20 protein-coding genes, 1 pseudogene and 1 riboswitch are annotated in these 20,639 nt (G+C 34.0%); of the genes and pseudogenes, 8 read left to right on the top strand and 13 right to left on the bottom strand.

Features of this window, described 5'->3' with window-relative positions:
- The first annotated feature begins 137 nt into the window (after window positions 1–137).
- Entirely contained in the window at window positions 138–1,472 is a 1,335-nt protein-coding gene (locus MHH66_RS02175) for an FAD-dependent oxidoreductase (protein WP_033716062.1), read from the top strand.
- A 30-nt stretch (window positions 1,473–1,502) separates the two neighbouring features.
- Here MHH66_RS02175 and MHH66_RS02170 read toward each other — a convergent pair whose 3' ends face one another.
- Together MHH66_RS02170 and MHH66_RS28520 are read right to left on the bottom strand one after the other, a co-directional pair.
- Complete coding sequence (locus MHH66_RS02170; RefSeq protein WP_407060706.1) at window positions 1,503–2,429, bottom strand: methyl-accepting chemotaxis protein; 927 nt, start codon at window positions 2,427–2,429, stop codon at window positions 1,503–1,505.
- A 15-nt stretch (window positions 2,430–2,444) separates the two neighbouring features.
- Window positions 2,445–2,630, bottom strand: a pseudogene (locus MHH66_RS28520) (HAMP domain-containing protein); the annotation flags it as partial.
- Window positions 2,631–3,005: 375 nt separating this feature from the next.
- On the opposite strand from MHH66_RS28520, the gene MHH66_RS02165 reads away from it, so the two are divergent.
- The 3 genes from MHH66_RS02165 to MHH66_RS02155 all read left to right on the top strand — a co-directional run bounded on the left by MHH66_RS02165 (window position 3,006) and on the right by MHH66_RS02155 (window position 5,430).
- Window positions 3,006–3,728 (top strand): amino acid ABC transporter ATP-binding protein, encoded by a 723-nt coding sequence (locus MHH66_RS02165; protein ID WP_078185151.1) that lies wholly within the window; start codon window positions 3,006–3,008, stop codon window positions 3,726–3,728.
- 121 nt (window positions 3,729–3,849) lie between these two features.
- Entirely contained in the window at window positions 3,850–4,644 is a 795-nt protein-coding gene (locus MHH66_RS02160; RefSeq protein ID WP_078185150.1) for an ABC transporter substrate-binding protein, read from the top strand.
- Window positions 4,645–4,737: 93 nt separating this feature from the next.
- Window positions 4,738–5,430, top strand: coding sequence for an amino acid ABC transporter permease (locus tag MHH66_RS02155; RefSeq protein WP_234803735.1), 693 nt, complete (start codon window positions 4,738–4,740; stop codon window positions 5,428–5,430).
- Window positions 5,431–5,480: 50 nt separating this feature from the next.
- Here the strand turns inward: MHH66_RS02155 and MHH66_RS02150 are convergent, their stop codons facing one another.
- Window positions 5,481–6,566, bottom strand: coding sequence for a fatty acid desaturase family protein (locus MHH66_RS02150; RefSeq protein ID WP_002091268.1), 1,086 nt, complete (start codon window positions 6,564–6,566; stop codon window positions 5,481–5,483).
- A 578-nt stretch (window positions 6,567–7,144) separates the two neighbouring features.
- On the opposite strand from MHH66_RS02150, the gene MHH66_RS02145 reads away from it, so the two are divergent.
- Window positions 7,145–8,671: an FAD-dependent oxidoreductase gene (locus MHH66_RS02145; RefSeq protein WP_078185148.1), complete on the top strand. Its 1,527-nt coding sequence runs from the start codon at window positions 7,145–7,147 to the stop codon at window positions 8,669–8,671.
- Between the two features lie 99 nt (window positions 8,672–8,770).
- On the opposite strand, the gene MHH66_RS02140 is transcribed toward MHH66_RS02145, so the two are convergent.
- Both MHH66_RS02140 and MHH66_RS02135 read right to left on the bottom strand, forming a co-directional pair.
- Window positions 8,771–9,553, bottom strand: a complete 783-nt coding sequence (locus MHH66_RS02140) for a nucleotidyltransferase domain-containing protein (RefSeq protein ID WP_002201921.1) — start codon at window positions 9,551–9,553, stop codon at window positions 8,771–8,773.
- A gap of 113 nt (window positions 9,554–9,666) precedes the next feature.
- Window positions 9,667–10,776, bottom strand: a complete 1,110-nt coding sequence (locus MHH66_RS02135) for a PRK06851 family protein (RefSeq protein ID WP_063217671.1) — start codon at window positions 10,774–10,776, stop codon at window positions 9,667–9,669.
- A 149-nt stretch (window positions 10,777–10,925) separates the two neighbouring features.
- A riboswitch (SAM riboswitch) is annotated at window positions 10,926–11,038 on the top strand.
- Between the two features lie 85 nt (window positions 11,039–11,123).
- On the opposite strand from MHH66_RS02135, the gene MHH66_RS02130 reads away from it, so the two are divergent.
- Complete coding sequence (locus MHH66_RS02130) at window positions 11,124–11,756, top strand: cyclase family protein (RefSeq protein ID WP_002091277.1); 633 nt, start codon at window positions 11,124–11,126, stop codon at window positions 11,754–11,756.
- A 25-nt stretch (window positions 11,757–11,781) separates the two neighbouring features.
- Here the strand turns inward: MHH66_RS02130 and MHH66_RS02125 are convergent, their stop codons facing one another.
- The 7 genes from MHH66_RS02125 to MHH66_RS02095 all read right to left on the bottom strand — a co-directional run bounded on the left by MHH66_RS02125 (window position 11,782) and on the right by MHH66_RS02095 (window position 17,555).
- Window positions 11,782–12,165: a hypothetical protein gene (locus MHH66_RS02125; RefSeq protein ID WP_033715352.1), complete on the bottom strand. Its 384-nt coding sequence runs from the start codon at window positions 12,163–12,165 to the stop codon at window positions 11,782–11,784.
- A gap of 229 nt (window positions 12,166–12,394) precedes the next feature.
- Window positions 12,395–13,621 (bottom strand): ATP-binding protein, encoded by a 1,227-nt coding sequence (locus MHH66_RS02120; RefSeq protein WP_061676153.1) that lies wholly within the window; start codon window positions 13,619–13,621, stop codon window positions 12,395–12,397.
- Window positions 13,622–13,764: 143 nt separating this feature from the next.
- Window positions 13,765–15,030, bottom strand: coding sequence for an S-adenosylmethionine decarboxylase related protein (locus MHH66_RS02115; RefSeq protein ID WP_078185147.1), 1,266 nt, complete (start codon window positions 15,028–15,030; stop codon window positions 13,765–13,767).
- Window positions 15,031–15,274: 244 nt separating this feature from the next.
- Window positions 15,275–15,943 (bottom strand): DUF2642 domain-containing protein, encoded by a 669-nt coding sequence (locus MHH66_RS02110; RefSeq protein WP_078185146.1) that lies wholly within the window; start codon window positions 15,941–15,943, stop codon window positions 15,275–15,277.
- 178 nt (window positions 15,944–16,121) lie between these two features.
- Complete coding sequence (locus MHH66_RS02105) at window positions 16,122–16,565, bottom strand: hypothetical protein (protein ID WP_002029527.1); 444 nt, start codon at window positions 16,563–16,565, stop codon at window positions 16,122–16,124.
- Between the two features lie 20 nt (window positions 16,566–16,585).
- Window positions 16,586–17,110, bottom strand: coding sequence for a hypothetical protein (locus tag MHH66_RS02100; protein ID WP_061676150.1), 525 nt, complete (start codon window positions 17,108–17,110; stop codon window positions 16,586–16,588).
- A gap of 205 nt (window positions 17,111–17,315) precedes the next feature.
- Window positions 17,316–17,555: a helix-turn-helix domain-containing protein gene (locus MHH66_RS02095; protein WP_002029523.1), complete on the bottom strand. Its 240-nt coding sequence runs from the start codon at window positions 17,553–17,555 to the stop codon at window positions 17,316–17,318.
- A 174-nt stretch (window positions 17,556–17,729) separates the two neighbouring features.
- Here MHH66_RS02095 and MHH66_RS02090 point away from each other — a divergent pair, with 174 nt between their 5' ends.
- Window positions 17,730–18,098, top strand: a complete 369-nt coding sequence (locus MHH66_RS02090; protein ID WP_060751286.1) for a hypothetical protein — start codon at window positions 17,730–17,732, stop codon at window positions 18,096–18,098.
- Between the two features lie 231 nt (window positions 18,099–18,329).
- Here MHH66_RS02090 and MHH66_RS02085 read toward each other — a convergent pair whose 3' ends face one another.
- Window positions 18,330–19,379 carry an NAD(P)/FAD-dependent oxidoreductase gene (locus MHH66_RS02085; RefSeq protein ID WP_078185145.1) on the bottom strand — a complete coding sequence of 350 codons (1,050 nt, stop codon included), beginning with the start codon at window positions 19,377–19,379 and terminating at the stop codon, window positions 18,330–18,332.
- Between the two features lie 338 nt (window positions 19,380–19,717).
- Between MHH66_RS02085 and MHH66_RS02080 the strand changes: the two genes are divergently transcribed.
- On the top strand, window positions 19,718–20,635 hold the full coding sequence (locus MHH66_RS02080) for an iron-hydroxamate ABC transporter substrate-binding protein (protein WP_000732562.1): 918 nt from the start codon (window positions 19,718–19,720) through the stop codon (window positions 20,633–20,635).
- Window positions 20,636–20,639: the final 4 nt, after the last annotated feature.

The raw sequence follows: 20,639 nt of genomic DNA, 5'->3' as shown, positions 1-20,639 counted from the left end.
CAGATTTTGAGGTGGGGGTCTTACTGCTCACAACTAGCAGGATAAATCTAACACTTCTCTGCTTCTTGTCCATACGCGTTAAACACACTCTTCATATACTAATACAAACTCATATTATTTCAGAAAGGAGATACAAATTGAAACAAACAAAATTAACTGGTCGTATCGTCGTTCCTTCGGATCCCGGGTATGACATAGCCCGAATGAATTTAAATTTAAGTATTCCAAAACTCCCTTGTATTATTGTTTTTTGTCAAAATAAAAATGATGTGTGTAACGCCTTAAAGTGGGCACGTGAGCATCATGTACCATTTCGCTTAAGAAGCGGACGTCATAACTATGAAAATTTCTCTCTTTTAAATCGAGGACTTATTATTGATGTGAGTGAAATGAAGCAAATTACGGTTAATACAGGGAAATTAACAGCAACAATTGAAGCGGGTGCAAATCTTGGCACTGTTTATAAAGAACTTTGGAAACACGGTGTTACAATACCAGCTGGCACAAGTGCAAGTGTTGGTATCGTTGGATTAACACTTGGCGGTGGCATCGGCATGCTTTCACGCTTATTTGGACTAACATGCGATCAATTAGTAGAAGTCGAAATGGTACAAGCGTGCGGAAAATTTGGTGCAAAACTCATTCGTGCAAATGAACAAGAAAACCCTAACCTGTTTTGGGCATGCCGCGGCGGTGGGGGTGGGAATTTCGGGATTGTTACTTCCTTAACTTTTCGTGTCCATCCTATAAAAAACGTCTCAATTTTCTCGATTACATGGGAATGGGAAGACTTTATTGCTGCATTTCAAGCTTGGCAAAACTGGGCACCTTATATAGATGAACGTCTCACTTCATCAATTGAATTATTCTCCAAACAACGAAATAAAATTGAGGTGAAGGGTGAATTTGTTGGCTCTCCCTCTGAACTCTATCCTCTATTATCTCCTCTTCTTGAAACTGGTAACCCCTCTCTCTTTATAGATGAAGTTCCTTATATAAAGGCTGTTCAATTCTTTAATAGCGGTAATATCCCTGAAAAATTTAAGCGCTCTGGTTCCTATGTATATAAAACGATTCCCCTTAAAGGCATTCAAATCATGCAACATTTTCTTTCTCATGCACCAAATAAAGATGCGAGTGTTTGGCACCAATCACTCGTAGGTGCTGTAGAAAACATTTCCCCTAATGAAACAGCTTATTTCCACCGCAAGGCAATTATTGCTCAAGAATATATTACCTCTTGGAAATGCGATGATGAAGAAAATCGAAATATATGCTGGGTTAAAGATTTACGGGAAAGCTTAGATCCTTACACACTGGGAGACTATGTCAATTGGCCCGATATCGACATAAAAAATTGGCAAACTAGTTATTATGGCTCTAATTTTCAAAGGTTGCGTAAAGTGAAGACAGCATATGACCCTTGTAATGTTTTTCGTTTTCAACAAAGCATTCCTCCTTTCCATACGTAAAAAGGAAGAACAGAATTCTGTTCTTCCTTTTTACATTGAAAATCGTTCAATGGTTTGTTTCAAGTCCGCTGCTTGCTTCTCTAAATCCTTTAATAATTGATCGATTACTACCATATTTTTAGATTGTTGCAACGTCACACGTGCCACTTCTTGTGAACCAGCTGATGTTTCCTCAGCAATTGCTGCTACAGCCTTCGTCTGTGCTCCTGTTTGATGAATGTGACTCACTTGTTCGTTCATATAGCTACTAATTTGCTTAGTTGCATCGGCAACTTCCATAATACTCGATGACATTTCTTTTAAAATTAATTCAGTAGCTTCTCCTCGTTTTGCCTCTTCTTTAGCTGTTTTCACTTGCTCCGTCATTTTCAATGCGACTTGTTGCACTTCCTCTTGCATATTTCGTAATAACTGCGATATATTTCTTGCAGAATGATCGCTTTCATCAGCAAGTTTACGTACTTCTTCAGCTACAACTGCAAAGCCCCTTCCATGCTCTCCAGCACGAGCTGCCTCAATAGAAGCATTTAATGCTAATAAATTCGTTTGACTAGCAATCTCACTCACAACAGAAACAATATGTTCTACTTGTTTCATTCGTTCTTCTAACTTCTGTACATTTTGCATCGAATCTTCATTCTCTTTTGCCAATGTTTGAATGCCTTGAATTAAAGAAGTAAAGACACGTGTACTTTGTCCTAAAGCTTGAACCATTTCTAAGGACAATTCGTCGGACTTTTTTGCTTTTTCTTCTACTTCACTCGCAATAGAGGTTGTTGTATCGACAGTTGAAACAATCGCCTGAATGGAAGCTGCTGATTGCTCGGCGCCAGAAGAAATCTCTGCAAGAGTTTCAGACACACCGCGTGCTTGCTTTGTCGCTTCACCTGTTTGTCTTCTAATTTGCTGAACTTGATTATTTGTATACGAAAATGTAGTATCGATATTTTTTACCATGCCCCTTAAATTCCCTAGCATCATATTAAATGCAACACTTAAAGAATTAATCTCATCATCGGTCTTTGGCAATGGGACATCTTCACGAATATCACCATCAGCCGCTTTCCTTGCTGCTTCTTCCAACTTTCGAAGTGGTTTAATTAAAAATATTGCTGCCCCATACGCTAAAATTCCAGACCATACTACACCTAATAACATAACGATAATATTATAAACAGTTTGACTTACATAACTTTGAAAATAATCATATATAACGTAAATAAAAAATAAACTTGTTGAATATGTAATTAAAGCTAAAACTGTAGTGAATAGCATAAGTTGTGTACGTAAGCCAAAGGAAAATGTCTTCCTTTCTTTTTCCATCTCTTCTTTCCCCCTTCTTATAAGCAATATAAGTGCTACCTATATATTATTATCCATATTTTCGTTATAGAAAGATATAGAGATTTTAAAAATCATAATTCCCTTGAATATCAAATTCCGTCAAAAAAATAAAGGATTCTGACAATTTATGACTAATAACAGAAATAAGGGGAAACATTTGTAAAATATATTTTTGACTGGGGGTTTTGTATGATTCAGGTTCGAAATCTAGTAAAATCATTCGGCTCGCTTGATGTTTTAAAAGGAATTGATTTAGAAATAACAGAAAAAGAAGTTGTTGTTTTAATTGGTGCCAGTGGTTCCGGTAAAAGTACATTACTTCGCTGTCTTAACTTTTTAGAAATGTACGATGAAGGTGAAATTCACTTACAAGGTGAACGAATTGATCCGAAGCATTCAAATTTAAACAAAGTCCGTGAAAATGTCGGTATGGTTTTTCAACACTTTAACCTCTTTCCTCATATGACCTCACTAGAAAACATCATAGAAGCACCTATTCACGTAAAAAAATTGGAGACAGCAGACGCGAAGGATGTTGGGAATCAACTCCTACAAAAAGTCGGCCTACAAGATAAGGCGGATGTAACTCCTCACCTCCTGTCAGGTGGTCAAAAACAACGCGTTGCGATTGCACGAGCTCTTGCTATGAATCCTAAAATTATGCTATTTGATGAACCTACCTCAGCCTTAGACCCTGAACTTGTTGGAGAGGTATTGCAAGTTATGAAAGAACTTGCTGAAGAAGGAATGACCATGATTATTGTTACTCATGAAATGAATTTCGCAAGAGATGTAGCTGATCGCGTCATATTTATGGATGACGGAAAGATTGTAGAGGACGCTCCGCCAGCACAATTCTTTTCAGCTCCATCACATGAACGAGCAAAACAATTTTTACGCAACGTTTTATAATGTAACTTCTGTTTCAAATGAAAAGAAATACATCCATACGGTGCACAACTAATTGTCCAAATAAAATATCTCAGTAACATACTTAAAACCATCCGTATGATCAATATATAGGAGGGGTTTTATGAAAAGAAAACTATTAACCATTGTTGCGAGTATTACATTATTTACATCCTTCATACTAGGAGCCTGTAGTAAGGAAAGTGCTACTACTTCTTCAAATGGTGAAAAAGAATTTCGTTATGCGATGAGTGGCTTATATAAACCTTTTAACTATAAAGAAAATGACGGAAAGCTTGCCGGTTTTGATGTGGAAATTGGTGAGGCACTTGCGAAAAAAATGAATATGAAACCCACTCCTATTACAAATCCATGGGAAACGCTAATTCAAGGTCTACAATCGAAAAAATATGATGCTATATTGGGCAGTATGGCAATTACAGAAGAACGCTTAAAAGCTGTTAGTTTCTCCAATCCTTATTATCGTTCTGGTGCCCAAATTTTTGTGGCTAAAAAGAATACATCTATCTCTTCTCCAGAAGATTTGAAAGGTAAGAAAATTGGTGTTGTAAAAGCTAGTACCTTTAAAGACCTTGTTGCAAAACATACAGATCAAATCACAGAATATGATAGCGATATTACTGCACTTATGGACTTAGAGCCTGGACGTATTGATGCAGTAATCACTGATCAAATGGTCGGTTTACGTATGATCAAAGAAGGTAAATCAAATATAAAAGAAGCTGGAAAACCATTAAATCTTGATGAAATGGGAATTGCTATTCGTAAAGATGATAAAGAAATGGTTGAGAAAGTAAATAAAGCTTTAGATGAAATCATTAAAGATGGTACGTATGAAAAGATCAGTAAAAAATGGTTTGGGCGTAATATTCTCGGTGAAGAGGAAAAAACGAAGTAAATTAGCTATTCAAATGTTTCATACATTATGCCCCACTTTTTATGTGGGGTATTTCATTCCCTACTAAAATCCATACAATATGAGGTGACACATATGTTTGAAATTTTTATGTCTACTTATCCCACACTCTTAAAGGCTACTATTGTCACATTACAATTAACACTAACATCCCTATTACTTGGTTCACTAATTGGATTACTATTCGCTTTTTTTCGAATCTCTAACAATAAGATTTTAAATAGTATTGCTCATGTATATATCGCCATTATTCGTGGTACACCTTTAATTGTTCAAATTGCCATTCTCTATTTCGGTATTACATCGATTATTGTCTTCACTCCTTTTTGGGCAGGAGCAATTGCTTTAGCAATTCATAACGGTGCATATATTACTGAAATTTTCCGCGGATCCATTCAGTCCGTTGACCGTGGACAATTGGAAGCTGCTCGCTCTTTAGGTATGCCTTACCCTTTAGCTATGCGCCGAATTATATTACCACAAGCATTTCGTCTGTCTCTTCCCCCTCTAGGGAACCAATTTATTATTGGATTAAAAGATTCTTCTCTTGTTGCTTACGTAGGATTGTCCGAATTATGGGGATCAGGTTTATCAATTGCTGCAAGTAACTTCCAACAATTAGATACATACATAATTGTTGGTTTATATTACCTCGTACTTGTTCTTCTATTTACTTATTTTGTTAATCTTTTAGAAAAACGACTTCAACGAAAAGAACATAACTCTGTCCAGGTCAAGACGAAGAACAAGAAAGAAGTCTCTTTATAACAAAAAGCAAGCTCTAAGAGAGCTTGCTTTTTCATCGTAAAATATGTCTATTATTGATTTACTTTTTTTATAGTCTCTTTTTCCTCTATATGTTCCTCACGATATGAAATATTATGAGGATCCAATCCATTTCCTAAAGAACCATAGAAATGCTCCCTATGCGGATCAACTAATTCACTTCCGTGATAATACACACGTGGTGTATTCCAAAGTGCTGCCAAAGCTTTTGTCATCGGCATTTCGTGATAGCGTTCCGGCCACATTTCTTTAATTTTATCTTTTACTAATGGATAGTATTTAGAACTCATAGCAGGAAACAGATGATGTTCTGTATGGTATGAGAAATTGAAATGTAAAACGTCTACCCAGCGCGGTACTGTTACTGATAAACAGTTTGCTAAAGGATCATTTACTGGAACAATAGGATTTAAGCGGTGATTTGTTGCGATATACGCCATTACAATAAAGTTAGCAATTAACAACGGAATCACGTATGCAAAGAACCACTTTGTAGGTCCCATAATAAACAATAAACTAATCCAAACTGTCCAGGGCAAAAGAAGTTGAAGCCATACAGATTTTTGATTGGATGACTTAAATTCTTTTATAAAATGAAAGAACATTCGAGTCGAATGTAACGTAAATTGAATTGTTAGTGACAGGAAACTAAAGAATGAACGTACATGAAGAGGCATGCGATATACCCAACTCAAAAACTTACTCTTTTTCAGTTTCTCAAATGTCGGCCATGCATCTGGATCATTCTCTTCATGCTGTGTGTGAACATGATGCGTTGCATTATGCCACTTTCTCCAAAGTTTTGGGCCAGTTGATAATGGCATAAATGCTATCGCACCTAAAAAATCACGAAGCCATGCCTTTCTTACAACTGTTCCATGTAAAATTTCATGTCCTAAAAATCCAAGTGAAGCAAAACATAATCCAAGAACAATTGCAATTCCTAGATTTGCCCACACATTCAATTCAAATACACCGATCGTTATTAAACCAGCCAATGCCACAAGTAAATAAGCCAGTCCACCAAATAATCGATTAGGAACTGGTTTAAATGCTTTTTTCGGCAAATGTGGTGCTACACGTGCTGCATACCACCCAAACGTATGAAGCTCCTTCATCCTTTTGCCCCTTTCTTATGCCGCGCCCCGCGCAACTTGCATATATCAATTCTTGCTTCCAGATTGATTTTACTACGTGATCCAAAAAGCATTTATCATAAGGAAAATATACTCACTCTATCGTCACTTAATTTTCGCTTTTATTATCAATGAAAAACATTTCTCTTTTTACTCTCTATCAACCTTTCCACATGATGAATCATAACAATAGAATTTCTATATTGTCAACAACTTTTATGACCTAGTAATAAAAGTTGGTTATATTTTTATAATTATACTTTATTTCACTAAAGAAAAAGCATAGATTTCATAAGGCTTTATCAGGTATATATACATATCCACTTAAACAATATAGACTCTATCTTATTCAAGAACTATCTATGTAATCAACAAATGGAATCACTTGAATTTAGCTTTATATAAATCCTACTTCTTCATACTGCCCCAATAAAATAATTATATTAAAATATTTTTTCTTTCGTTTAGTAAAAATAAAACGCTACGAAAACAACATACATGAATTCCATATAATATGGAAATATTAAAAGGAAAATTGTTCTAATTTGGAGGTTTTCAAAATGACAGATGACACATTTCCGCAGTTACCATCATCCTATTGGATTGAATCTACTCAATTTCCTACTTTTCCTCATTTATCCGAAAATATAAAGACAGAAGTTGCTGTTATCGGAGCTGGTATTACAGGCATTACCACCGCCTATTTACTCGCTAAAGAAGGAATGAAAGTCGTTTTAATTGATTCTGGTTCTGTTTTAAATGGAACAACTGGGCATACAACCGCAAAAGTAACAGCTCAACATGATCTTATTTATGATGAATTAATAAACAATTTTGGTGTTGAAAAAGCCAGGCTTTACTACGAATCAAATAGTAAAGCTCTACAATTCATAAACGAGACTGTACAAAAATATAAAATCGACTGTAATTTCACAAATGAAGATTCGTATTTATATACAACTACCAATAATGGCCTGCGAAATTTAACGAAAGAATATGAAGCCTATCAAAAATTAAATATTCCTTGTGACTATGTTCAATCCCTGTCGATTCCTATTCCCGTACAATCTGCACTTGTGATGAAAAATCAAGCGCAATTCCATCCCCTCCTTTATTTAAAAACACTTTTAGAAAAGTTTGTGGAGATGGGCGGAAAGGTTTATGAGCAAACAACAGCTATTGATGTGGAAAAAGGAGATTATCCACAAGTTATTACAAAAGGTGACCATCGCATCACTTGTAAATATATTGTCTCTTGTTCACATTTTCCTTTTTATGATGCTAATAGCTTTTTCTTTACGCGAATGTACGCAGAACGCTCCTATGCCCTCGCAATAAAAGCAAAAACGGATTATCCAGGGGGCATGTATTTAAGTATCGATGATCCAAAACGCTCCATACGTTATACGACAAGCAATGGAGAAAAGTTGATATTGATTGGCGGAGAGAGCCATAAAACAGGCCAAGGAATTAATACGATGCTTCATTATGATGCACTATATTCCTTTGCTGAATCTACTTTTGGAGTAGATGAAATTCCTTATAGATGGTCAGCGCAAGATTTAATCACGCTAGATAAACTCCCTTATATCGGACATATTAACGAAAGGAATCCAAATATATTTGTGGCAACTGGATATCGTAAATGGGGAATGACGACTGGAACTGCAGCAGCTCATTTACTGAAGGACTCCATTCTAAAAGTCCACAGTCCATATAAAGAACTGTTTGCACCATCACGCTTTCATGCAAATCCAGATATAAAAACTTTCCTCTCTCAGAACATTGATGTTGCTAAACACTTAATTGAAGGAAAAATTGAAACCGCATTACGTAAGCCAGAAGATCTTGAAGTTGGCGAAGGATCTGTTGTACATGTCAACGGTAAACGAGCAGGTGCTTATAAAGATAAAGAAGGAAAATTACATATCGTCGATACAACTTGCACACACCTCGGCTGTGAAGTTGAATGGAATAACGGTGATTGTACGTGGGATTGCCCTTGTCACGGTTCCCGTTTTTCAATTGATGGGGATGTTATGGAAGGTCCAGCAGATCAACCATTAAAACGAGTTGATAACGAATAATTACAGATTCAGCGTGAATTTTCATTTACTCCCTTTCGTAAGACTAATCGTAACTAGCGCCGTTTTCTTTACTCCTAAAACACAAAAAAGAGCACAAACTCACTTGTGCTCTTTTTCATATACTTCAAACAACATATTTCGAAATAATGTATTCAAACTCTCAATATCAATCCCTAATCTCTTTTCAATGCCTTTCACGTATTGCTGATAATAATTAATTTGTTCTTCTAAAAATTGATTTAGCACCTCGATTTTCAATCCAACGTCCAATTCAGTACCTGCTTTTTTCTTTATTAATAACTTTTCAATTTCATCTAACACGCTACGTTCTAATATTAATTCTGTAATCAATCGATCAAATTCTACAGGAGGCAAAGTCGATTTCTCCTCTAACCATTTACAAGCTAAAATAGGACGTAATACATAAAAGTACTTTTTCAACTTTACATTTTCACCTTGTAAAAATTCACGATAATTTTTTGAAGCCATATGTAAGTAATGGTATATTGTTGCTTTCGGATCAAAATCCTTTTTACTCATTTGCTGAAGCTCTTCTGGAAGGTTCGAGTTTTCCGAATAAAAAATCGGTGATCTAATCCATTCGAGTAACGCTGGATTAGATTTTGCAAATAGTTGCAATGCCTTTTTAAGATCCCAGCCACTTATGTCTAAATCATCACTAATTGGATATTCGATTACATCACGCTTATCATGGATTGATAAATACCATTCTACAGGGTGTATATAAACAAACCTAACATCATAATCACTATCTTTCGATGGAAATCCCCACGCCCGGCTCCCTGATTCTACAGCGAATAAAATTTTCACATCATTCTCTTTTTCAATTCTTTCTAGTTCCAACTCAATTTTCTCTCTCATTTCATACCCTCCCCATTTTTTGATCATTTCCCTGGAAATTCGACAAATATAAGACCAATTTTACCACATACTAAAATAGCTGTCAGAAAATTCCCGACAGCCTAACAAAACACCTATTTTTTCTTTTCGATTACAGTAATTGCAATTCGTTCAATCTCTTTTTGGATTTCTTCTTTATATGCATCGACTTTTGAAAAATCCATAGCGGCAATATAAATTCGTTCTAATTTATCACGAACTGATTTTGCCTTTGCTAAGAAAGACATCGCCTCATTCATTTTTGTTTTATACTGAATTGAAACGTCGCGAATTTCCGTAGCATATTTTTCATCTGTCCCTGGTGCAACAATGAGATCATACATATCGATAATCTCATCCCCCTCACGGCTTGGGAAGTACTCATGCGGTGCTGTGCTATCAAAAATGGCAAATCCTAATTCCCTTACAATAATCATATCGAGACTATTTGGATCAAATCCACAATGATACACTTCTACTTCAAAACCTTTTTCTTCTGCTGCCTTAGCTAATTTTTTAAGCATCGTTGATTTTCCAGAACCTGGGCGACCTTTTATAAAATAGCGATGCGGAAGCCCTTCTGTCAAATTAGGAACGAAATCAACTGCTCCCTTCGGTGTAGCAGCCCCTAAGAAACGATGTTTCACAATTGATTTCTTCCCGCCTTTATCTGCCAATAATTTCTGTATAAGCTGATCTGTTAATTCGTTTGCTTTATTAAAATCAATGTTATTAATATATATTTTCTCCCACTCATCATGTATAACTAGCGCCTCTTTAAAACACCCGTAAGCTGCTTGAAAGGCTTTGCTTGCTTCTGAAACAAATCGTTCAATCTCTATTTTCTGCTTTCTTAATTTATCTGAGTCCCAAGCAACACCTAAATTTATATACTCTTCAACAACTCCAGGCATTTTCGGCTCAATAACGTGCGGTGATGTACCGTCAACAATCCCTACTTTTAATTTTGGAATAATCACACCATCAACTGATTTATTGTCAGAAGAACAATGTAAAAATTCAATATCATATCCTTTTTCAACCCATTCACGACCTATTGCCTTAATTAAAGAAGATTTTCCCGTTCCTGGGCCTCCCTTTAAAATAAACAACCTGTCTAGCCCCTTCAAATTCTCTTCGTATAAGCTGTGAAATCCTCTAGCTGTATTTCCACCGGCATAATAATTCAATACATTCCCTGTCACTGCACTCACTCCTTCGCAGCATTCTACTTACATAAGCTACAATATGCGAGCAACTTTATTTGGGTGAACACCTAATTTGTATTGCATGAAAAAAGGAAATGAATTACAATTTAAACATCACAAATATTCCGAATTTAAAACAGAATAAACCTTTATCAAGAGAGGCAGAGGGACCGGTCCTTTGAAGCCCAGCAACCTCAGTTTATGCAAACTGAATAGGTGCTAATTCCTGCAAAATGCATTGCATTTTGGAAGATAAAACTCAACTAGTATGTAAAGCTCATCTTTCTTGATTATGAAGGGTGGGCTTTTTATTATTTGAAAAAAATATATTGGAGGTATGTAAAATGAAAGTAATTGATCTATCACAAACGTTTGAAAATAATATGTCTCAATTTCCTGGAACACCAAAAATCCAACTAGAAGCCATTACAAGCGTTGAAGAAACAGGTTATCAAGTTACGAATTTTCATTCTGTCGTTCATGTTGGTACGCATTGTGATGCGCCTGCTCATTTCATTTCAGGCGCAACCACTATTGATCAATTACCCCTAAATCAATTTGTAGGCGAAGCTGTTCTTATCGATGTGACTCATGTTCAAGAGCGAAAATTACCTAAGGAAGTATTACATACTGTCGACATAAAAGAAGGCGATATTGTCATTTTCCATTCCAATCTATCTAATAAATGGAATACCGAAGCTTATGAGAAAGAAGCGTTTTATCTTTCCGAAGAATTAGCTGAAGAACTAGTTCAATTAAAAGTAAAATCTGTCGGTTTAGATTTTATTTCTCCTGATGAGGTAACGACAGAAACATCACCGATTCATCACATACTGTTAGGAAATAATATTTACTTAATTGAAAACTTAACAAACTTAGATGCCATTAAAGCGAAACGATTCTTTTTCTCAGCAGCACCTTTAAAAATTAAAAATAGTGACGGTGCTTTCGCAAGGGCATTCGCTGTTATTTTTTAAACATGGTCTACAAAAAAAGCAAAGATCACTTTTGACCTTTGCTTTTATATTTTTTATTTAAGTTAAAAAAGAATTGCTCCACCTTTGGTCGTATCCACGCTAAATAATCTTTATCTTTCTTCTTTGTACAAGCTATCTCTTCTCCATCTACCATTTCGACAAGTTCTAGCTCTAACAGTTGCCTCGTAAATGCTACCATATTTACTTCTTCTGCTGGATATTCTTCTTTTAATTTCTCCTCAATTTCTCCCAATAAAAAACCGTCACGCATCATTGCTAGTGCATCAATCCAAAGTGGCGGCATTTCATATGTCTCTCCTGTAATCGTATCTTTTACAATATAGTTCTTTTGCTCTTTTCGAAATTGAATCGTGTGTAAACATACAGTCGAATTTAATGTTAATTCCATCATACCACCCCTTTCATCATATCCGCATAGAAAAAAGGATGCGCGTGCACCCCTTCTTTTCTTTTCATAACACTACTGAACCGTTACATGAGCTAAAAGCTCTATGTCGATATTTTCCTCCATTATAAACGAAGTTTTTTATAAAAAAAACCCTTCTTGAAACATTTTATAAAATGTTTATATTTACACAACAAGAACACTTTTCTGAAAAGTAATTTCGTCTAATGCACTACACTGTTGGTAAATAAATTTTCACTTTCGTTCCTATCCCCATACTACTTTCAATCGCGATACTCCCTTGATGTTCTTCAATAATTTTATATGTAATCATTAATCCAAGACCTGTACCATTCTCTTTTGTTGTATAAAAAGCTTTTCCGATCTTTTCTATTTTCTCATTTTCTATCCCAAGACCTTGATCTTCAACAGAAATACACAAGTTCTCTCCAGCTTTTTCATATGCCAGAATCTGAATATTTCCGCCTCCTGGCATCGATTCAATTCCATTTTTGATGATGTTTAACAACACTTGTTTTAATTGCTTATCATCACCATTTATAACGGGTAAATTTCCATCTACTTGCAAATTAAATTTCACTTTATATTGAGTCGCATAGCTTTCCATTAACTGTACAACATATAAAAGGATTTCCCCTATATTACACCATTCATAATTTGTTGGTTTCGGTTTTCCTAATAACATCAATTCACTAACAAACCCATTAATTCTCTCAATTTCTTGCAGCATAATCTCATAGCTCATCGTATCTTCAGGATTTCTTTCTTTTTGAATTTGTGTAAATCCTTTTAAAGCTGTTAATGGATTTCGAATTTCATGAGCGATTGTTGTAGACATAGTCCCAATAACCGCTAAATTTTCTGTCTCTTTCATACTGTTCATCATCTCAACAACTGTCCTTACATAAGATTGAAATCGCTTTAATAAAGAATGCGAAATGATGAAAAAGAATATACATAATACAAGCGGAATCACAACTTTTACATCTTGTAATATCAAAGTAAAAAATACATATTTTCCAATTACACTACAGGAAACGAAATAAAAATATTTTCTGTTCACGAAAATCGGTGCAAATAAAATTAAAAATATTTCAACCATATTTCCATTTTCAAAAACACGATCACTGTGTAAATAAATCATTAAGTTATTAATAAGATCAATAAGCATGTACCCAATTAAAAATAAGTATTTCACAAAATATACATAACCTTGTTTTTGAAGATATATTGAAATAGGAAATAAAGATATTACTAATATATATACACCTATTCCCATACCACCTTCTGGCCACCCTACCCTTGCTTCATTAATATTCATAGCGGGATAAACAAAATAATAGATAACGTCATATAAAAAGAATATAATATAGAATAATAATATAAATACTTTTAAAGCTTCTCTTTCTTCATAAATCAAGCTCTTGTATTTGTTCATATAAAAACTCCTCTTGATCAATACAAAAAAACATTTCAAGTGTTATCTCTTTAAATTATAATTATGAAATTGCTTTCAGGGCAACATGTAACCTTCTAATACTAAAAGGAAGGAGATACAGCTCCTTCCTTTTCAGTTACAATTTATATCCATCTTACCCTATCATTTAGCAATCCATCTGTGAAATTATTATGTCCTACTACAAAATCCTTCATATATAAATTTAAATATTCCCCATACTTACTTTCAGTATTTAATAATAATTCTTCTACATAATAAGCGCCTTGTCCAAAAGTATCTAACAGTAAACTACATAAGCCAGCATAAATTCCACACCCTACTTGGAAGTACGTCGCATTTGTTTTATATTTTTGAAAAACTTGGCTACTATTCATTACATTATACATGTATGTCTCATTATGTTCATAAACGAGCAACACACCGACTAAATCTTCTCCTATAATATCATCTTCTGCTGGATTAAATACTTTACGATTCCAATTCCATAAATCTTCCACTTTATCTAAGTTCTGTCTAATTAAGTTTGTTGTATACTCATTGATCCGATAAAGAAAACCCACTTCCATATTAAAAGATTTCCCTAAAATTAAAACTTCTTCATGTGGCATTAAGCAACCATAAAATTCTTTTTCACCTAACTTTACTTTATACTCTGAAGCATATACATCCTCATAAAAGTAAAGTGGACGATGATGACTCATATACATAGGATAACTCCATATCGCTTCATCAAGAAAACGCTCTACTGCCCATGATGCATAAAGTGTATGAGGTTTTATTAGCCCTTTATCACTCAAAAACGAAGTATCATGTTCTACAATATAGCATGCTCGCGGCTTTTCATTTGGACATTCTTTCATAAGCTCAACAACCATCCATTGAACAACACCAGGGTTCATACCTGAGCCTATAATCGCTCTTGTATTTGTAAATGTTTCTTTCTCCTTCTCAAACCTCGTATACCTTTCCGTAAGCTGAAAACCAAGTAAACTATCGTCTTGATCTACTGCCTCATTTTCCAAAGCCGAATTAATATAACAAATGCCAAGGTCATTACAACAACTCAGTACCCTAATTGTATCTGCACCTGAAACATCAATAACAACCTTCGTTCTTTTTTCCTTTAAATGATCTTTAAATTTGACTACATCTTGAAGGTTTATTTCATATAAAAAAAATTGCTCTTTCAAATTTGGAAACAACTCATCATAATAACTTTTATCTTTTTGTTTTATATCCACCAAATGGAAGTTCACATTCTTTATCACTTCATAAATTGGATCTTTTTCATTTACTACCGCTTGATTCAAAATTGCTAACACTGCTTTTGCTGCTCCACCAGCACTGCCAAGCAACGTAATCGAAAACGAATTTAGAAACTGCTCCACAAATAAAACCCCTTTAATAAATTAGTTGAGCAGCACTCCCTCAAAAAGTGAATTGAATACAACAAAAAGTAGCTCGTACATCTTTTTTTATAATGTAGTACAAGATTACCTCTTTATAAATAAAAACAGTAACATACTTATATATTCAATTCACTTTCCCCCTCATATCCAAATAACGGTAAACAAATAGGCTCGACCTTTTCTTCCGCATATATAAAAGAAAAAGCCAGCCATTTAAACTAGCCTACGGACAATGGACAGATTTCACATGTTGAAGATTTACATACATTTTTGCATCACGTGCTTTTAATATTTCAATATGCCCTTCATCAATTTTCGCCATCTTTCCGATTTTATTAGATTCTTCACCTAAATCAAACACCATAATTTTCCCTGACATTTTAATAAGCTGTTCTTCAAAAGTTCTAGCTAGAGTAATATTTAATGGATTTACGGGGAGTTCATTTTTATTGAGGGAATAAGGGACTTGGTTCTCTTTATAAGGAATTAGCCATTTCAAATGCTTTAAAGATATATATACCGTTTTATAAACTGGACTATAAAAAACAATATAATCGTTCATTACACTTGTAACATAACCGTGTATCGGAACATTTCCTGCCACATAAATTTCTGTAAAAATCCCTTTAGATGTGATTAATACTTTTCTCAAAGAAATTGAAGGTGATTCCCTCTTAATTACAGAGTCCACACCAGGCTTTAATATTTCTTCATCATGCTCTCTTAAAAATTTATAATATTGGATATGGTATAAAGATATATATACATAGTCTTGTCCATTGTAAATAACTACAATATCATTTCCTACATCAATTAATACACCTTTAAATCTTTTTTCACCGATTAATTTAACGTATATATTTTCTCCAATATTTTTGTTTAACTCATTCATCTATATCCTCCTTTCTATAAAATACTACTTTTCCTGCCTTCCATTTCTAAAAAAATAATCAGGGCAATGTTCTGTCTTTTAATAGTAAGAGATCCTTTTCATATATCGTTCATAATTGTAGCGAAATATGAAATCGTTCTTCACTTTCAATCATAATGCCCCTTTTATTTATTAAACATTATTCTTCTTCATTCTTTTTGTTTTTAACTATTTGACTCACACTCTTAATATGAGAATTAATTATATAAATGACCTCATCACCGTTTACTAGTGTAATACTTCCATCATGTATATCACTTAATAAACCTTCCACACACTCTGGTCCACCACGATTAATCTTTATCCATTTATACTTCAAGTCATTTAATACATCTAAAAAAGTATCTTCATCAGCATAGAAATATGAACCATATTCTCCCGGTGCTTCTTTCACTTTCCTAACTAGACTCTTCACATGTTTCAACTGGTAATATACTAATTCTCCAAGAGGCAATTGTAGTGTAAGGTAATCTTTTCCTAATGATACGAGTACACCTACTCTACTTTCTGGTCCGCGAAGATTTACTTTTACATTTTCACCGACTAAACCTTTAATTTGATCACAGCATAATACACTCTCCAATTTTGTACCCTCCTTTCTTATTATCTTCCTCTACTTGATTGTCTTTGTGCACGAGCGCGACTTGAATTATTACTGTTTTCATTACTTTTCTCATCGCTACTCTCATCACTATTCTCTCCACTTACTGGTGCATTATAATTAACACTCTTAATATGAGATAGTGCAATTAATACCACTTCTTCTTTTATAATTAACGTTACATAATCGCAAGAAACGTCTTGTAAAATACCTTCAACTTTCTCTGGACCACCACGATTAATTTTCACCCAGCGGTATTTGAAGCCTTGAAGTAGCGTTTCAAAGTCTTCTGCACTGTCTTCTTCCAACCATACAGAATCACCTATCCCACCATCTTTCGTATTTTTTGTAATGCTTTTCAGATGGCGAAGCTGGTAGTAATGGTACTCTCCTTTTTCATTCTGTAATACGACGTAGTCCGTACATACTGACACTATTATTCCTTTTTGAGATTCCGGTCCACCTCTGTTTACTCTTACATAAGATCCAATTAATTCTTTCAAAAAATCCCAATGAAATAAACTCACGAGAAAACCCCTTCCATTAATTTATAAGCTTTTGCACTGATAGTATATGTATCTGTACAGGTTATGTTCGCTATGTTTGTCCCCGCTATGAAAAAATATGCTTTTAACTAATAGTACTAATCCCTATAAAATCTTCTTTCACTTAAAGTAACTCTAGGATTTCGGATGACTTTTTCATCCCTTAATACGGGGGATTTTTATAAATTTAATCTTCGTCTTTAACATCCATATCTTCTGGAATTGGTTCGTTTAATATTTCTTCCACTAACTGCTTATATTTCTCCATTTGTTCTAAATGTGTATTAAACTGTTCCTTGTTTATTAAATATTGCTCTCCATCAAACAGTGCACGAATTTTCTTTTGCTGAATTAAGTCTTCAACATACGATTTTGGTAATTTCAAATACTCCGCAGCCTCTTCTATCGTTATATACAATGTGTTCATTCCTTTATTATTTTTTCATATATATACTGTATCTTACTTTATTTTTGTAAACAAATAAAAAAGATTTTGTAAATACAAATTAAAAAGCAGGTAGATGCATTCCATATATTGTATAATAGTATAGTAAGTATTTTTTAAAATATAGAATGGTATTACACAAAGGAGAGTTAACATATGGCTACTCGTCACATCATTACAATGTTAGAAAAAACATTACAAGTTGAAACAGAAAACACAATTTCTCATCTATCTAATTCTTTATCCGATCGTATTCTTTCACAAAGTGCAGCAGTACATGAAAACAATTGCTATCATACAATTGGCGAATGGTACAAAAATCATTTCTTATTCCAACAAGATGATTTCCTTTGGGCTAAATACGTTTTCTATGACGCATATTGTGAGGCTATAAAAAAACAAGGTCATCTTACAAAACGCGTTCGCCAAATATTAGAATCATTAGCTCGAAAACACGGAAAACAATACATTACGTCTATACTAAATATGCCATTTCCTAATGAACAGGCAAAAGGGACCGCATAATTTTATAATGGACAGCGCGAACCAAATGTAGATTCATTATTTTCTAGACAGATTTACAAATAAAACGTTCAAGTCTTTGTATTCCCTTGTTAAAGAAATACATTCATATGACAAGAACTAATGAAACCGGTGTCATGATAATGATTGAAGATATAATAAACAGGAAAACCCCCATTTACCTCTCTCATCCATACGAATAGAGAAGTAAATGGGGGTATACTTGTTCCTTTATTATTTCATCATCTGCTTAATCAATTCTCGATTTCTCTTCTTAAATACTTCATTATGAGAAGAAACCATTCCGTACTCACTTGCATCAGGTTGAATAAATTGTTTCGCTTTATTCACAGCGTTTCCAGCATCTTGGAATGCCCCTGCAATTAAATGTAATTTCCCGTCATGCTTTAAAATATCTCCAGCAGCATATAATCCATCTACAGACGACTCACTATTTGCATTACCTGCAATATAAAAATTATCTATAATTGCAACATCTAACTCACTATTTTCCAATAATGTAATATCACGTTCATATCCATGATTAATAATAACTTCATCGATAGATAAATGAGAAATCTCTCCTGTTTCATGATTTGTTAATTCTACATATTCAATTGCTTCATGGTTATCACCAGCAATTAATTTTGTAATCGATGTATTAAAGAAACATTCTGCCGAACTGTTCATAAGTTGTTTTACTTGTGCTTCATGACCAGATAATTCTTCTTTTCTATATGTTAAATAAACTTTTTTCGCAATCGGTTCTAATTCATTTGCCCAATCAATTGCAGAGTTCCCTCCGCCTGAAATAATTACCGTTTTATCTTTGAAACGTTTTAACGATTTAACTGTATAATTTAAATTTGAGACTTCGAATCTCTCTGCACCTTCAATTGATAACTTTTGTGGATTCAATATACCACTCCCAGTTGCGACGATCACCGTTTTTGAAAAATGTTCTTCCCCAGAGCTTGTTTTCAACGTAAAAATACCCTCTTCATTACGAATAATTGATTCTATTTTTGTATTCAATACAACTTCAGGCTGGAATGTTAATCCTTGTTGTACAAGTTGCTCAATTAATTTCTCACCAGTAACCGGTAATAATCCGCCGATATCCCAAATCATTTTTTCTGGATAAACATGTATTTTACCACCTAACTGTGGTTGAAATTCTATTATTTTCGTTTTCATCTCTCTTAGTCCGCTATAAAAAGCTGAATAAAGCCCTGCAGGTCCTCCGCCTATCACAGTTACATCAAACAATTCTTCTCGATTCATTCGTGCCCACTCCTCAGCTATTAGAAATTGATTATCATTCTCAATAAAATATAACCTGTTTCCGCAAAATTTACAATCAAAATTACTATTGACAATACACCTATATAAAATTATATTATTTAAAGAATCAATAGTGATAATCATTATCAGTTTGTTAATAATTAGCAAATTTGGGATTACATCTTCTTTCATTAATATGGTCAATACTATATTATGAAATCTCATATTCAAGATTTTTAATAAATATTTTGTATTCTGTATTACCACTACTCTTTCAAAAAGATTGCAGTTAAACAAATTATTGTATACACATATCATCTATTTAAAGGAGAAAGACGATGAAAAAATTATTTATTTCACTAACAGTTCTGTTCGTCCTTGTTATGAGTGCTTGTAGCAACGGTTCAACAGACAAGAAGAACGACGCAAAAGGTAAGAAATCAGAAACAATTACATACCAATCTGAAAATGGTAAAGTAGAAGTTCCAGCAAATCCACAACGTGTTGTTGTCCTATCATCATTCGCTGGTAACGTAATGTCATTAGGGGTAAATCTTGTTGGGGTAGATTCATGGTCTAAACAAAACCCACGTTTCGATAGCAAACTGAAAAATGTCGCTGAAGTATCAGATGAAAATGTTGAAAAGATTGCAGAATTAAATCCAGATTTAATCATTGGTTTATCAAATATTAAAAATGTTGATAAGTTAAAGAAAATCGCTCCTACTGTAACATACACTTACGGAAAAGTTGATTACTTAACACAACACTTAGAAATCGGTAAATTATTAAATAAAGAAAAAGAAGCAAAAACTTGGGTTGATGATTTCAAGAAACGCGCACAAACAGCTGGAAAAGACATTAAAGCGAAGATCGGTGAAGATGCAACCGTTTCTGTTGTTGAAAACTTCAACAAACAGCTTTACGTATACGGCGAAAACTGGGGCCGCGGAACAGAAATTCTTTACCAAGAAATGAAATTAAAAATGCCTGAAAAAGTAAAAGAAAAAGCTTTAAAAGAAGGATACTACGCATTATCTACTGAGGTATTACCTGAGTTTGCTGGTGATTACTTAATCGTAAGTAAAAACAAAGATACTGATAACTCATTCCAAGAGACAGAATCATATAAAAACATTCCAGCAGTAAAAAATAATCGTGTATATGAAGCAAACATGATGGAATTCTATTTCAATGATCCACTTACATTAGATTTCCAACTAGACTTCTTCAAGAAGAGCTTTCTTGGTCAATAATACA

This window comes from Bacillus sp. FSL H8-0492 (assembly GCF_038006145.1).
GTDB lineage: Bacteria > Bacillota > Bacilli > Bacillales > Bacillaceae_G > Bacillus_A > Bacillus_A mycoides.
This window is presented reverse-complemented; position numbering and strand designations above follow the sequence as displayed.

Coding starts and splice junctions, on each gene's coding strand:
- MHH66_RS02090 (WP_060751286.1), top strand. CDS start 17,730: ATGGCTACTCGTCACATCATTACAATGTTAGAAAAAACATTACAAGTT.
- MHH66_RS02165 (WP_078185151.1), top strand. CDS start 3,006: ATGATTCAGGTTCGAAATCTAGTAAAATCATTCGGCTCGCTTGATGTT.
- MHH66_RS02120 (WP_061676153.1), bottom strand. CDS start 13,621: ATGAACAAATACAAGAGCTTGATTTATGAAGAAAGAGAAGCTTTAAAA.
- MHH66_RS02130 (WP_002091277.1), top strand. CDS start 11,124: ATGAAAGTAATTGATCTATCACAAACGTTTGAAAATAATATGTCTCAA.
- MHH66_RS02155 (WP_234803735.1), top strand. CDS start 4,738: ATGTTTGAAATTTTTATGTCTACTTATCCCACACTCTTAAAGGCTACT.
- MHH66_RS02150 (WP_002091268.1), bottom strand. CDS start 6,566: ATGAAGGAGCTTCATACGTTTGGGTGGTATGCAGCACGTGTAGCACCA.
- MHH66_RS02085 (WP_078185145.1), bottom strand. CDS start 19,379: ATGAATCGAGAAGAATTGTTTGATGTAACTGTGATAGGCGGAGGACCT.
- MHH66_RS02110 (WP_078185146.1), bottom strand. CDS start 15,943: ATGAATGAGTTAAACAAAAATATTGGAGAAAATATATACGTTAAATTA.
- MHH66_RS02125 (WP_033715352.1), bottom strand. CDS start 12,165: ATGGAATTAACATTAAATTCGACTGTATGTTTACACACGATTCAATTT.
- MHH66_RS02160 (WP_078185150.1), top strand. CDS start 3,850: ATGAAAAGAAAACTATTAACCATTGTTGCGAGTATTACATTATTTACA.
- MHH66_RS02145 (WP_078185148.1), top strand. CDS start 7,145: ATGACAGATGACACATTTCCGCAGTTACCATCATCCTATTGGATTGAA.
- MHH66_RS02095 (WP_002029523.1), bottom strand. CDS start 17,555: ATGAACACATTGTATATAACGATAGAAGAGGCTGCGGAGTATTTGAAA.
- MHH66_RS02080 (WP_000732562.1), top strand. CDS start 19,718: ATGAAAAAATTATTTATTTCACTAACAGTTCTGTTCGTCCTTGTTATG.
- MHH66_RS02140 (WP_002201921.1), bottom strand. CDS start 9,553: ATGAGAGAGAAAATTGAGTTGGAACTAGAAAGAATTGAAAAAGAGAAT.
- MHH66_RS02170 (WP_407060706.1), bottom strand. CDS start 2,429: ATGGTAAAAAATATCGATACTACATTTTCGTATACAAATAATCAAGTT.